The organism is Nocardioides kribbensis, assembly GCF_015070375.1.
Lineage (GTDB): Bacteria > Actinomycetota > Actinomycetes > Propionibacteriales > Nocardioidaceae > Nocardioides > Nocardioides kribbensis.
The window spans coordinates 25,536-38,984 of the sequence record NZ_JADCLL010000002.1; the positions used below are offsets into that span (position 1 = coordinate 25,536).

Below are 13,449 nucleotides of genomic sequence, written 5' to 3' on the forward strand. Positions count from 1 at the left end.
CGGGGCGTCGGCATACTGTCCGGGTGCTCGACCGCCCCCGTCTCGTCCTCCTGAGCTGGGCCGGCGCGTGCTTCGTGGCCTTCGCCCTGCTCACGCTCGCCGTCACCCAGGCCTGGGGCCCGCTCAGCGGCCTCGACGAGCGCGGCGACCCGATCGAGGCCTGGGCCGTCGACCTCGGCTGGCTGCGCACGCCGCTGCACCTGGTGGAGGCGGCGTTCGGCACGATCGGCATGACCGTGCTCACGGCGGTCGTGGCGGTGCTGATGTTCACCCGCGGGCACCGCCGCGCCGCGCTCTACGCCGTGCTGGTCATGGCCATCACCTCCGCGGCCACCACCGGGCTCAAGCTCACCGTGGGCCGGGAGCGCCCGCCGTGGCAGAACCCCGACGCCGTGCTCTCCTCCAACGCCTTCCCGTCGGGCCACGCCTCCTCCATCGCCGCCTGGGGCGCGGTGGTCGTCGTGCTCGTCGTCATGCTCGTACGCCGCGCCGGGGTGCGGCGGCTCGCCTTCGGCGCCGTCGCCGTCCTCGTGGTCGTCGTCTGCGCCGACCGGGTCCTGCTGGGGCGCCACTACACCACCGACGTCACCGCGGGCGTGCTCCTCGGCGTCGGCGTCGCGCTGCTCGTGCTGGCCCTCTACTCCCCGCTGCCGCGCAGCCACGCGGTCAAGTCCGACCCGCTGCCCGACCCCTACCCCTCGGCGCGGCGCCTGCACGTCGTGCTGAACCCCATCAAGGTGGAGAGCGTCGAGGCCTTCCAGGCCACCGTCTCCACGATGGCCGCCGAGGCCGGCTGGTCGGAGCCGCGCTGGCACCTCACCACCGTCGAGGACCCCGGCACCGGCATGGCCGAGGCCGCCGCGGTCGCCGGCGCCGACCTGGTCATCGTGTGCGGCGGCGACGGCACCGTGCGCGAGGTCTGCGCCGAGCTGGCCGGCACCGGCATCCCGATCGGGATCATCCCGGCCGGCACCGGCAACCTGCTGGCCCGCAACCTGGCCGTGCCGCTCTACATCCGCGCCGCCATCGACGTCGCCCTCACCGGCCAGGACCGCGCGATCGACATGGTGGCCGTCAGCGGCGACGGCATCGAGGACAGCCACTTCATGGTCATGGCCGGCATGGGCTTCGACGCCGCGATCATGGAGGGGGTCAACGAGGACATCAAGAAGCGCGTGGGCTGGCTGGCCTACGTGCTCTCGGGGCTGAAGTCGATCATGTTCCCCGCGGTGAAGGTGGAGATCTCCGTCGACGGCGGTGAGCCCACCACCCACCGCGCCCGCACCGTGGTCGTCGGCAACGTCGGCTTCCTCCAGGCCGGCATGCCGCTGCTGCCCGACGCCGCCATCGACGACGGCACCCTCGACGTCGTCATCCTCCACCCGCGCAACTTCCTCTCCTGGATCCCGCTGGCCTGGCGGGTGCTGCTCAAGCGCAAGCACACCGACGAGCTGGTCAACCGGATGACCGGTCACTCCGTCGTCGTCCGCGCCGCCACCGAGACCCCCCGCCAGCTCGACGGCGACTCGATCGGCCCCGGCTGCGAGCTGCGCATGGAGTGCGTGCACGGCCGCGTGCTCGTGCGCGTGCCGCGCTGAGCCGTCGTACGTCGCGGTCGTGCGGCCACCCGGGGAGGTCGCCCGGGGAGGGCGTCCGGGTGCGGCCGGGCCCACGGCCCGGTCAGGTCGCCGGCCGCCCCGCGGCCCCGGCGCCCGAGGTGAGGGCGGTCGCCGCGGTGTGCCGGTCGCGCACGACGACCCGGTCGGCCTCCAGCGGCCCGCCACGCTCGAAGGACTCGACCAGGGCCCCGAGCTCGCGGCGCACCACGGCGTCGAGGTCGGGGTCGGTGCTCGCGGCGAGCACCCTGCCCCCGAGGCGGAGCCCGGCGGAGGTCACGCTCACGGCGCCGGCGCCGTAGACGCGCACCGCCTCGAGCACCGGCTGCACCAGGTCGGCGGCCGAGGGCCAGCGCGCGACGACCCGCAGCGTGCCGTCGGAGTCGAGCAGGCCGGCGGCCGGCTGCGGGCGCGAGGCCAGCAGACCCAGGCCGCCGCCGAGGGCGTCGAGCGCGCTGACCGCGGTGTAGGGGTCGTTGGTGCCCGTGGCCAGGCCGCGCACGGCGATCTCGGTGAGCTGCTGCAGCGCGAAGGCGAGATCCTGGTGCGGGGTGCGGGCGGTGCCGACGCTGAAGCACCGCCGCAGCCGGTCGAGGGCCGCGTCGTCGGCCGTTGCCCCGGCCCCCCGGGGGGTCGCGCGGGCCAGCGGTTCCCCGGGCACCACGTGGGCGCCCGGCATGGCCAGGACCTCGACCAGCAGGTCGCGGTCGGCGGCGCGGCGCACGAGGGAGTCGAGCTCGACGGCCTCGACGTACCCGCACGCCTCGGCGCGCAGGACGACGGCCGCCGCGCCGCCGCCCGGGCCGGTGTCGCGGGTCGTGCCGGGCCGGTCCTCGGCGGGGTACCAGGCCTCGACTGCCCGCAGCAGCTCACCGCCGACCCGCTCCTGCAGCGTCGTGACCTGCACCGAGGAGGCGATGTGGTGGATGAAGTAGACGAGCACGGCCACGTCGACCGCGGCGATGAGCACGGCGGCGTTGACGGCGAGGACCGGCACGAAAGCGGCAGCGCCGTCGACCTCGCTGCGCACCGCCCTCAGCACGACCAGGCAGTAGACGAAGCTCGAGGTCAGCACGGCCAGGACGACCTGGTTGCCGCGGTCGGCCATGAAGTTGCGCACGAGGCGCGGACCGTAGGTGCTCGACGTCGTGGCCAGCACCGAGATGGTGATGGAGAACGACGTCGCGGCCACGCCCAGCATGGAGCCGCCCACGGTGGTGAGCAGGGCACGACTGCCGGTGGCGCTGAGGGAGTCGACGAACCACGGGCCGCCGGACCCGCTGAGCACCGAGCGGTCGAGGAGGAGGAGCACCTCGGCGAGCCCGACCGCAGCCGCTCCCATGACGGCGGGCACGAACCAGAACGACTCGCGCAGCCGGCGCAGACGGGCTCTCCACATGGGGCGACTGTAGGGCGGGGGCGCGGTCGCCGGGTCTTGACGCATCCTTGACGCCGCGGCGCTGGGGTCGCGGCCGGGCCGGTGGGAGGATCGGGGCATGGAGGGTGCGCGCCGGGGCCGGCTGACGGTCTACCTCGGCGCGGCGCCCGGGGTGGGCAAGACCTACGCGATGCTCGACGAGGCCCGCCGGCGCGCGGAGCGGGGCACCGACGTGGTCGTGGGCTACGTCGAGACCCACGGCCGGCGCCACACCGAGGCCGCGGTGGCCGGGCTCGAGGTGCTGCCGCGCCGCGTGGTCGAGCACCGCGGGGCCCGCCTGACCGAGATGGACGTCGACGCCGTGCTGGCCCGGCGGCCCGCGGTGGTGCTGGTCGACGAGCTGGCCCACACCAACGCCCCGGGCTCGCGCCACGACAAGCGCGCCGGCGACGTCGAGGAGCTGCGCGCCGCCGGCATCGACGTCGTCACCACCGTCAACATCCAGCACCTGGAGTCACTCAACGACGAGGTCGAGCGGATCACCGGGGTGCGCCAGCGCGAGACCGTGCCCGACGAGGTCGTGCGCACCGCCGACCAGATCCAGCTGGTCGACATGAGCCCCGACGCGCTGCGCCGGCGCCTGGCCCACGGCAACGTCTACCGCCCCGAGAACGTCGACGCCTCGCTCGCCTCCTACTTCCGCGTCGGCAACCTCACCGCGCTGCGCGAGCTGGCGCTGCTGTGGCTGGCCGACCGCGTCGACGACGCGCTCGGCGACTACCGCCGCGCCCACCGCATCGCCCACACCTGGCCGACCAAGGAGCGGATCGTCGTGGCCGTGACCGGCGGGCCCGAGAGCGAGACCCTGCTGCGCCGCGGGGCCCGGCTGGCCCAGCGGGCGGCCGGCTCGGAGCTGATGGCCGTGCACGTGCTGGCCACCGACGGGCTGCGCCCGCAGGGCGGCGAGCCGATCGCGCGGGTCCAGCAGCTGGTGGCCGACCTCGGCGGCAGCTTCCACCCCGTGGTCGGCGAGGACGTGCCGGCGGCGGTGGTCGACTTCGCCTCGGGCGCCAACGCCACCATGGTCGTGGTCGGCGTCAGCCGCCACGGCCGGCTGCGGCGGCTGCTCGTGGGCTCCAGCGGCGACCGGATCGCCTCCCTGGCCGGCGCCATCGACGTGCACCTGGTCACCCACGACCAGGTCGGCCGGCGGCTGCAGGGCCGCCCGCTGCTCTCCCCGCTCTCGCGCTCGCGCCAGGTCGCCGGCTGGCTCAGCGCCCTGCTGCTCCCTGTGCTCCTCACCGCCGTGCTGACCCGCGTCGAGGGCCCGGGGCAGCTGCCGCTCGCCGAGATGCTGCTGCTCGCGGCGGCCGTGCTGGTCGCCCTCGTCGGCGGGCTGCTGCCGGCGCTGCTGGCAGCGCTGCTCGGCTTCGTGCTGCTCAACTGGTACTTCACCGAGCCCGTCGGCCGGCTCACCATCGCCCAGCCCTCCGACGTCGTGGCCCTGCTGGTCTACGTCGCCGTCGCCGCCGGGGTCGCCTCGGTCGTCGACCGGGCCTCGCGCCGCGCCGCCGACGCCCTGCGCGCCCGCACCGAGGCGGCCACGCTGGCCTCGCTGTCGCGCTCGGTGCTCACCGGCCAGGACACCGCCGAGGCCGTCACCGAGCGGGTGCGCGAGGTCTTCGGGCAGACCTCGGTGGCCCTCCTGGCCCGCGGTGCCGCCGCCTCCGTCGACGCCGGCGGGGCCGACGGGCGGGCCGACGCCTCCTCGGGCCGTACGCCGGGCACCGCGGGGCCGACCGGCGGCGCGCCCACCCCGACCGGGTGGCGGGTCGTGGCCGCCTCCGGCGACGGCCCGGCCGCGACGCCGGAGGCCGCCGACACCCGCGTGCGCGTCGACGACGTGCACGAGCTGTGCCTGCGCGGCGAGACGCTGCGCGCCAGCGACCAGCGGGTGCTGGAGGCCTTCGCCGTGCAGGCCTCCCTCGTGCTGGAGCACCGCCGGCTGCGGGCGCGCGAGGAGCGCGCGGTCGCCCTCGAGGGCGCCGAGGCCACCTCGACCGCCCTGCTGCAGGCGGTCTCCCACGACCTGCGCACCCCGCTGGCCACGATGCGCGCGTCGGTCGACGGGCTGATCGGCAGCGGACCGGGCGGCGCCGACCTCGACCCGGCCGACCGGGCCGCGCTGGTGAGCAGCGTGGGCGCCTCGACCGAGCAGTTGGAGGGCCTCATCGACAACCTGCTCGACCTCTCGCGGCTGCGCACCGGGCTGGTGCACCCGGTGCTCGCCGACCGGAGCCTGGAGGAGGTGCTGCCCCTGGCGGTGTCGGGCCACGCCCCGGGGGCGGTGAGCCTCGAGGTCGCCGAGGACACCCCGCTGGTGCGCACCGACGCGGGCCTGCTCGAGCGCGTCGTCGCCAACCTGGTCGCCAACGCCGTGCGGGTCTCCGACGGCGTGGCCGTGCGCGTGCTCGCCCACGTGCAGCCCACGAGCGTCGAGGTGCTGGTGGTCGACCGCGGCCCCGGGGTGCCGCCGGCGGAGCGGGCGCGGATGTTCGAGCCCTTCCAGCGTCTCGGCGACCGCTCCCCCGGCGGGCTCGGGCTCGGCTTGGCCGTCGCCCGCGGGCTGGCCGAGGCCGTCGGGGCGAGCCTCGAGGCCGACGACACCCCCGGCGGCGGGCTGACCATGGTGCTGTCGGTGCCGCGGGCGGGCGCCGGTCAGGACCCCCTGGGGGACGCACCGGCCGACGCACCGGCCGGCGGACCCGCCACCCGGGCCCAGGCAGGGCGCGTGGCGGATCCCGCAGCCGGACCCGCGACCCAGCCCACGACCCGGCCCACCACCGACGCGGCCGACCGGCCGGCGGCCGGCGGGGACCGATCGCAGGGGGTGGCCCGGTGAGCGGGCAGGAGCGCACCGACCGGTCGCCCGCGCACGGGTCGGGCGACGACGCCGCCGCCCGGCCGCGCCCGCGGGTGCTGGTGGTCGAGGACGAGGCACCGCTGGCCCACGCCCTCGCGGTCAACCTGCGCGCCGCCGGCTGGGACGTCACCACCGCCCCCGACGGCCGCACGGCGCTCGAGGCCGCCGCCGGGGGGCGCCCCGACGTGGTGCTGCTCGACCTCGGCCTGCCCGACCTCGACGGCACCGAGGTGATCACCGGCCTGCGCGGCTGGACCAGCGTGCCGATCGTGGTGCTCTCCGCGCGCCAGCACGGCGAGGACAAGGTCGAGGCGCTCGACCTCGGCGCCGACGACTACGTCACCAAGCCCTTCGCGATGAACGAGCTCATGGCCCGGCTGCGGGCCGCCGTGCGCCGGGCCGCCGAGACCGCCGCCCCCGCCGAGCCCGTGGTGGTCGTGGGCGAGCTGCGCATCGACCTGGCCCGCAAGCGCGTCGCGAGGCGCGGGCACGACGTACGGCTCACGCCCACGGAGTGGGCCTTCCTCGAGCTGCTCACGCGCCACCTGGGGCGGCTGGTGACCCGCGAGCAGGTGCTGCGGGAGGTGTGGGGGCCGGCCTACCACTCCGAGACCCACTACCTGCGGGTCTACGCCGCGCAGCTGCGGCGCAAGCTCGAGGACGACCCCGCCCACCCGCGGCACCTCATCACCTCCGCGGGGCTGGGCTACACGCTGGAGCCCTGAGCCGGCTGCTGCGCCGACGCCTCGGCGGGCGGGGCGCCGTGGACCACGAAGTCCTTCTGACGGATCAGCAGCAGGCACAGCACCCCGGAGACGAAGGCGATGCCGGCGCCGATGGCGGTGATGTGGTTGAGGGCGTCGACGACCGCGGAGGTGCCGACGCCGTTGACGAGGTCGTAGGCCTGCTGGCCGGCCGAGGCGCCCCCGGCCCCGGAGGCCGCGGCGGCCTGGGCGCCCTCCGCCGCGGCCTGGACCTGACCGCCGGAGAGCGCGGCGACCAGACCGGGCAGGGCCTGGTCGGGCACCTGGCCGGTGAGGTCGGAGGTGACGGCGTCGGCGACCTGGTTGCCGAAGATCGAGCCGAGCGCGGCGATGCCGGTGGCGATGCCGACCTGGCGGAAGGTCGAGTTGACCCCCGAGGCCATGCCCGAGCGCTCCGGGGTGACCACGCCGACCGCGGTCGAGGCCAGCGGCGGGTTGATCAGCCCGATGCCGAGACCGGAGACGAGCAGGCCCGGGATGAGGTGGGTCCACGACGAGTCGTCCTCGATGCCGAGCACCAGCAGCAGCCCCACGCCCAGCACGAGGAAGCCGGGGCCGATGAGCCACTTGGTCGGCACCTTCTCGGTCAGCCGGCCCGCCACCGCGGCGGCCACGAAGGAGGCGCCGGAGAGGAAGAGGAAGCGCACGCCGGTGCCGACGGCGGAGTAGTCGAGGACGTTCTGGACGTAGATGACCAGGTAGGTCAGCAGCGAGAAGATCGAGGCGGAGACGCCGAAGGCCGCCACGAGGCCGCCGACGAAGGTCGGCTTGCGCAGCAGGCCCAGGTCGAGCATCGGGGAGCGCTGGCGCACCTGGCTGACCAGGAAGACCGCCATCAGCACCGCCGCGGCCACCAGGAAGCCGACCACCCGCTGGTCGCCCCAGCCGTCCTGGCCGGCCTCGATGAGGCCGTAGACCAGCGAGCCCAGCGCGAGGCTGAAGGTCACGAAGCCGAACCAGTCCGGTCGGCCCGCGTGGGGGTCGCGCGACTCCTTGACCCGCAGCAGCGTGATCGCGATCGCGACCACGCAGATCGGGATGTTGACGAAGAAGATCCAGCGCCACGACAGCCCGCTGGTGAGCACGCCGCCCAGCACCGGGCCGATCGCGACGGCGACGCCGGTGGTGGCTCCGAAGGCGCCGAAGGCCACGCCGCGGTCGCGCCCGACGTACGCCGTGGCCAGCAGCGCGAGCGCGGTCGCGAACATCGCGGCGCCGCCGATGCCCTGGAAGGCGCGGGCCAGCGTGAGCAGGAAGATGTCCTGGGCGGCGCCGCACGCCACCGAGCCGATGGTGAACAGGACCAGGCCGATGGTGAAGACCAGGCGGCGCCCGAAGAGGTCGGCCAGCGAGCCCGCGGTCAGCAGCAGCGCGGCGAGGCTCAGGGCGTAGGCATCGATGACCCACTGCAGGTCGGAGAGCGAGGCGTCGAGCTCGCGCTGGATGTCGGGCAGCGCGACGTTCACGATCGTGATGTCGAGCAGCAGCATGAACACCCCGGTGCAGACCGCGGCGAGGGTCCACCACTTCGAGCGGGTCGCGGCGCTGTGGTCGGTGGCCACGGCTTGGTGGGACATGGGTGCTCCTGCGGCTGGGTGCTCACGTGGCTGACGATGACCCGGTGAACGGTACGCCGACGGTTGCGGTGGTCAACCGATCGTGGCCGGAGGGGTGAGCGGGCCGGCGAGGGGGACGACGCGCCCCCCGGCTCCTGGGGGTTTCACCCGCGGCCCGGCCGGCGACGAGCCAGGCCGGCGCGGTGCTCGCCCGCCGGCCGAGCGGCCACCTGTCGGCCCGGACCCGCACTGGTCGGCCCGTGCATGGGCCGACAGGTGCGGGTTTCGCCAGCCGGCTGGTGAAACCCGCCGAGCCGCTCAGGCCTTGCCCGGGCGAGCCGCGGTGACGGCCTCCTGCTCCTCGGGGGAGAGCTGCTGCTCGCAGCGCCAGGCGACGATCGTCTTGGCGTAGGTGCGGGCCTCGGAGCGGCCGTGGATGGAGGTCAGCACGACGCCGTGGCCGGAGTCGTCGAGCAGGGCCAGCGACCAGGAGAGGTGCCCGCCCATGTCGCCGAAGGCGTCGTAGCGCACGACCGAGAGGTGGCGCAGGGCGTCGCGGGCCTCGGCGCGCAGGGCGGCGACCTCGCGGCGCAGGCCCTCGACGTCGGCGGGCAGCGCCTCGGCGTCGCCGGCCGCGGGCACCGCCGTACGACGCAGCGCCACGACGGCGAGGGCGACGGCGGCGAGGGCGACCACCAGGGAGAGCACGACGACAGCGATCACGCCGCTCAACCTAAACTGCCCGCGTGCCGAACCAGCGACGCATCGCCTACCAGGGCGAGCCGGGAGCCAACTCCCACATCGTGTGCCAGGAGCACTACCCCTCCTGGGAGGCGCTGGCGTGCGCGTCGTTCGAGGACGTCTTCGCCGCCGTGGAGTCCGGGGAGGCCGACCTGGCCATGATCCCGATCGACAACTCCCTGGCCGGGCGTGTCGCCGACATCCACCACTTCCTGCCCGACTCGGGGCTGCACATCATCGGCGAGCACTTCCTGCGCATCCGCTTCCACCTGATGGGCGTGCCGGGCGCGACCCTGGGGTCGATCGACACCGTGCACAGCCACGTGCACGCGCTGGGCCAGTGCCGCAAGGTGATCCGGGCCCACGGCCTCACGCCGGTCATCTCCGGCGACACCGCGGGCGCGGCGCGCGAGGTCGCGGAGGCCGGCGACCCGACCCAGGCCTCGATCTCCCCGCCGCTGGCCGCGCAGATCTACGGCCTGCAGGTGCTGGCCGAGGACGTCGAGGACGAGGACCACAACACCACCCGCTTCGTCGTGCTCTCCCGCGACCTCGTCGAGGCCGCGCCCGGCTCGGGCCCGGTGGTGACCAGCTTCATCTTCAACGTGCGCAACCTGCCCTCCGCGCTCTACAAGGCGCTCGGCGGCTTCGCCACCAACGGCGTCAACATGACCAAGCTGGAGAGCTACATGGTCGGCGGGCAGTTCACCGCCACCCAGTTCCTCGCCGAGGTCGACGGCCACCCCGACGACCCCGGTCTGAAGCGGGCCCTGGAGGAGCTGGCCTTCTTCACCACCGACGTCAAGATCCTCGGCGTCTACCCCGCCGACCCCTTCCGCGCATGACCTCGCCCTCGGAGCAGCACCCGGGCGGCGTGGACGGGGCCGACGCCACCGATGCGACCGACGCTCCCGACGGGCGTACGGCGGACCTCGGCTTCGCCCGTCTCGACCTCGACCGGGCCGCGCGCACCGGCGACCCGGAGGTCGTCTTCGGGCAGGGCAAGACCCCCGCGCAGGTCGTCGCCATCCTGCGCCGCCTGCACGCCGAGCACCCCGACCGCGCGGTGCTCGCCACGCGGCTGGCCCCCGAGGCGCTCGCCGCGCTCGCCGAGGAGCTGCCCCAGGCCGCGCTGCACCCGGTGGCCCGCGCGGCCACCCTCGGTCCGCTCCCGACGCCCGCCGGGCGGGTGCTGGTCGTGGCGGCCGGCACCTCCGACGCCCCCGTCGCGGCCGAGGCCGAGCTCACCGTGCGGGTGCACGGCGCCGGGGTCGAGCGCATCGACGACGTCGGCGTCGCGGGCCTGCACCGCCTGCTCGCCGTGCGCGAGCGGCTCGAGGCGGCCGACTGCCTGGTCGTGGTGGCCGGCATGGAGGGCGCCCTGCCCTCGGTGGTCGGCGGGCTGGTCGGGGTGCCGCTGGTCGCCTGCCCCACCTCCGTCGGCTACGGCGCCTCGCTCGGCGGGGTCACCGCCCTGCTGGCCATGCTCAGCTCCTGCGCGCCCGGCGTGAGCGTCGTCAACGTCGACAACGGCTACGGCGCCGGCGTATTCGCCGCCCGCGTGGCCCGACGGGCAGCGCCGCGCCCGTGAGCGACCCCGACGCCTCGAGCAGCGACCACCTCGGGCGGCCCGCCGGCCGCCCGAGCGGCGCGGGCGAGGCGGGCGGCGCGGGCGAGGCGGGCGGCGCGGGCCAGGACGGCGCCGCAGGCGCCGCGGGCGCGTCGGCCTGGGTCGACGCCTCCTCCGGCGCGAGCGGCGACATGCTCCTCGGCGCCCTGCTGGGCGCGGGGGTGCCGCTGGCGGTGCTGCAGGCGGCCGTCGACGCGGTCTCCCCCGAGCCGGTGCGCCTCGAGGTGGAGCGGGTGCGGCGCGGCGGGTTCGCGGCCGTGCGCTGCCACGTCGTCGTCGCCGACTCCACCACCCACCGCACGTGGCGCGACGTGCGCGCCCTCCTCGGCGCCGCCGACCTCGCGCCGGCCGTCCGCGACCTCGCGCTGGCGGTCTTCGCCCGCCTCGCGGCGGCCGAGGGCGCCGTGCACGGCCACCCCGCCGACGAGGTGCACTTCCACGAGGTCGGCGCCCTCGACGCCATCGCCGACGTGGTGGGTGTCTGCGCCGGCGTGGTCCACCTCGGCCTCCACCCCGGAGCGCATCCCGGTGGGCTCACCGTCAGCCCGGTCGCGGTGGGGTCGGGCACGGTGCGCAGCGCCCACGGCGTGCTGCCGGTGCCGCCGCCCGCGGTCGTGGAGCTGCTGCGCGGCGCCCCGTCGTACGCCGGACCGGCCGGCGCCCCCGCCCAGGAGCTGTGCACCCCCACCGGGGCGGCCCTGCTCACCACGCTGGCCGCCGGCTGGGGACCCCAGCCGCCGCTGCGCGTCTCCGCGGTCGGCGTCGGCGCCGGCGGGCGCGACCCGGCCGGCCACGCCAACGTGCTCCGTCTGCTCCTCGGCGACGCCGTCGACGTCGACGCCCGAGCGGGCGGCCCGGGGGGCGCGCCCGGCGCGGGCGACACCACCACCGAGGTCGTGCTGGAGACCAACGTCGACGACCTCGACCCCCGCGTGTGGCCGGGCGTGCTCGACGCTCTGCTCGCGGCCGGGGCGGCCGACGCATGGCTGACCCCGGTGCTGATGAAGAAGGGCCGCCCCGCCCACACCCTGTCGGTGCTGGTCGTGCCGGCCCGCGTCGCCGCCGTGCGCGACGTAGTGCTGCGCGAGACCTCCGCCATCGGGCTGCGCGAGCACCCCGTCACCAAGCACGCGCTCCCCCGCACCCTCGCCGGCGTCGACCTCGACGGCCACCGCGTCGCGGTCAAGCTCTCCACCCTCGACGGCCGCGTCGTCACCGCCCAGCCCGAGTGGGACGACGTCGCCCGCGCCGCCACCGCCCTCGGCCTGCCCGCCCGCACCGTGCTCGCCCGCGCCGCCGCCCTGGCCCGCGACCTGCTCGACTGAGCCCCGCCCGATCCGCACCCGCGCCCGCGCCCGCGCCGCGTCTTACTGACCGTTGCGACCACTACCCGACAGTCACCACGCCCTGCCAGTGGTCGCAACGGTCAGTAGGACGTGAACGCGTGCGAGGTCGCCGGCGGCCCCCTCCGCGCACCACGCGGTGGGCCAGCGGCGCGCGACCGGCGTACCTCTCTAGGCTGGGCCCATGACCTCGACGCACGAGAACCCGACGCACTACGCCGACAGCGAGGTCGGGCGGCTGCGCACGGTGATGCTGCACCGCCCCGGCGACGAGCTGAAGCGCCTCACGCCGCGCAACAACGACCGCCTCCTCTTCGACGGCCTGCCCTGGGTGGCGCGCGCGCAGGAGGAGCACGACGCCTTCGCGGAGGCGCTGCGGGCGCGCGACGTGGAGGTGCTCTACCTCACCGAGCTGCTCGCCGAGACCCTCGAGAGCGAGTCGGCGCGCAACCACGCCATCACCACCGGCCTGTCGGGTCTGCACCTGGGCGACACTCTGCGCACCTACCTCTCCCGCGCGCTGCGCGACGCGACGCCGAGCGAGCTGGCCGGCCACCTCACCGCCGGCATCCGCAACGACGAGGTGCGCGGCGGCCACGGCCTGGTGACCTCGCTGCTGGCCAGCGACGACTTCCTGGTCGACCCGCTGCCCAACCTGCTCTTCACCCGCGACTCCAGCGTGTGGGTGCGCAACCGGGTCGCGATCACCTCGCTGGCCATGCCCGCGCGGCGCCGCGAGACCCAGCTGACCGAGCTGATCTACACCGAGCACCCGCGCTTCGCCGGCTCGCTGCGCATCCACGGCTGGCACGCCGAGCACGTCGAGGGCGGCGACGTGCTGCTGCTGGCCCCCGGTGTCATCGCCATCGGCGTCGGGGAGCGCACCACCCCCGCCGGCGTCGAGTCGCTGGCGCGTCAGGTCTTCCACGCCGACCTGGCCCACACCGTGCTGGCGGTGCCGATCGCGCAGGAGCGCGCGACGATGCACCTCGACACGATCTGCACGCTGGTCGACGTCGACAAGATCGTGATGTACCCCAACGTCGCGCACACCCTGCAGGCCTACACCGTCACCGCCGCCGACCCCGCCGCCGGCGAGGACGAACTGGTGCTGCGGGTCGGCGAGCCGCGGCCCTTCCTGGAGGCCGCCGCCGACGCCATGGGCATCGACCAGCTGCACCAGATCGACACCGGCCTCGACCCGGTCACCGCCGAGCGCGAGCAGTGGGACGACGGCAACAACACCCTCGCCCTCGCCCCCCGGGTCGCCGTCGCCTACGAGCGCAACGACGAGACCAACGCCCGCCTCGAGGACGCCGGGATCGAGGTCGTCCGCATCGCCGGCTCCGAGCTCGGCTCCGGGCGCGGCGGCCCGCGCTGCATGAGCTGCCCCGTCACCCGCGACCCGCTGCCGACCGCCTGACCCGCACCGCGCCGGCCCGAAAGCCGACCGGCCGGTCGCGCCACCCGACCAGACCACCCGGGCGGCGCGGCCGCA

At 75.8% G+C, this 13,449-nt stretch carries 10 protein-coding genes; 7 read left to right on the plus strand and 3 right to left on the minus strand.

What is annotated here, in order from left to right; translation table 11 throughout:
• Nucleotides 1-23: 23 nt before the first annotated feature.
• Nucleotides 24-1,598, plus strand: coding sequence for a diacylglycerol kinase family protein (locus IR170_RS05900; protein ID WP_193661641.1), 1,575 nt, complete (start codon nucleotides 24-26; stop codon nucleotides 1,596-1,598).
• A gap of 82 nt (nucleotides 1,599-1,680) precedes the next feature.
• On the opposite strand, the gene IR170_RS05905 is transcribed toward IR170_RS05900, so the two are convergent.
• Nucleotides 1,681-3,015, minus strand: coding sequence for a DUF2254 domain-containing protein (locus IR170_RS05905; RefSeq protein WP_193661642.1), 1,335 nt, complete (start codon nucleotides 3,013-3,015; stop codon nucleotides 1,681-1,683).
• A gap of 97 nt (nucleotides 3,016-3,112) precedes the next feature.
• Between IR170_RS05905 and IR170_RS05910 the strand changes: the two genes are divergently transcribed.
• Together IR170_RS05910 and IR170_RS05915 are read left to right on the plus strand one after the other, a co-directional pair.
• Complete coding sequence (locus IR170_RS05910) at nucleotides 3,113-5,896, plus strand: sensor histidine kinase (protein ID WP_193661643.1); 2,784 nt, start codon at nucleotides 3,113-3,115, stop codon at nucleotides 5,894-5,896.
• A 74-nt stretch (nucleotides 5,897-5,970) separates the two neighbouring features.
• Nucleotides 5,971-6,642: a response regulator gene (locus IR170_RS05915; RefSeq protein ID WP_193662065.1), complete on the plus strand. Its 672-nt coding sequence runs from the start codon at nucleotides 5,971-5,973 to the stop codon at nucleotides 6,640-6,642.
• Here IR170_RS05915 and IR170_RS05920 read toward each other — a convergent pair.
• Nucleotides 6,624-8,258 carry an MFS transporter gene (locus IR170_RS05920; protein ID WP_193661644.1) on the minus strand — a complete coding sequence of 545 codons (1,635 nt, stop codon included), beginning with the start codon at nucleotides 8,256-8,258 and terminating at the stop codon, nucleotides 6,624-6,626. The two genes, IR170_RS05915 and IR170_RS05920, sit on opposite strands and share 19 nt — an antisense overlap.
• Nucleotides 8,259-8,555: 297 nt before the next feature.
• Entirely contained in the window at nucleotides 8,556-8,960 is a 405-nt protein-coding gene (locus tag IR170_RS05925; RefSeq protein WP_193661645.1) for a DUF4446 family protein, read from the minus strand.
• Nucleotides 8,961-8,983: 23 nt separating this feature from the next.
• Here IR170_RS05925 and IR170_RS05930 point away from each other — a divergent pair, with 23 nt between their 5' ends.
• From IR170_RS05930 to IR170_RS05945, 4 genes are all read left to right on the plus strand, one after another.
• Complete coding sequence (locus IR170_RS05930) at nucleotides 8,984-9,823, plus strand: prephenate dehydratase (RefSeq protein ID WP_193661646.1); 840 nt, start codon at nucleotides 8,984-8,986, stop codon at nucleotides 9,821-9,823.
• The gene (larB, locus tag IR170_RS05935; protein WP_193661647.1) at nucleotides 9,820-10,569 is read left to right on the plus strand and encodes a nickel pincer cofactor biosynthesis protein LarB; all 750 of its coding nucleotides are present in this window, start codon (nucleotides 9,820-9,822) and stop codon (nucleotides 10,567-10,569) included. Before IR170_RS05930 ends, larB begins: the two co-directional genes overlap by 4 nt.
• On the plus strand, nucleotides 10,566-11,933 hold the full coding sequence (gene larC, locus IR170_RS05940) for a nickel pincer cofactor biosynthesis protein LarC (protein WP_319804923.1): 1,368 nt from the start codon (nucleotides 10,566-10,568) through the stop codon (nucleotides 11,931-11,933). The genes larB and larC overlap by 4 nt, the downstream gene beginning before the upstream one ends.
• Nucleotides 11,934-12,135: 202 nt before the next feature.
• Complete coding sequence (locus tag IR170_RS05945; protein WP_193661648.1) at nucleotides 12,136-13,374, plus strand: arginine deiminase; 1,239 nt, start codon at nucleotides 12,136-12,138, stop codon at nucleotides 13,372-13,374.
• Nucleotides 13,375-13,449 lie beyond the last annotated feature (75 nt).

Bases quoted from the DNA above. Each gene is read 5' to 3' on its own strand.
- IR170_RS05945 (WP_193661648.1), top strand. From the start codon at position 12,136: ATGACCTCGACGCACGAGAACCCGACGCACTACGCCGACAGCGAGGTC.
- larB (WP_193661647.1), top strand. From the start codon at position 9,820: ATGACCTCGCCCTCGGAGCAGCACCCGGGCGGCGTGGACGGGGCCGAC.
- IR170_RS05910 (WP_193661643.1), top strand. From the start codon at position 3,113: ATGGAGGGTGCGCGCCGGGGCCGGCTGACGGTCTACCTCGGCGCGGCG.
- IR170_RS05920 (WP_193661644.1), bottom strand. From the start codon at position 8,258: ATGTCCCACCAAGCCGTGGCCACCGACCACAGCGCCGCGACCCGCTCG.
- IR170_RS05905 (WP_193661642.1), bottom strand. From the start codon at position 3,015: ATGTGGAGAGCCCGTCTGCGCCGGCTGCGCGAGTCGTTCTGGTTCGTG.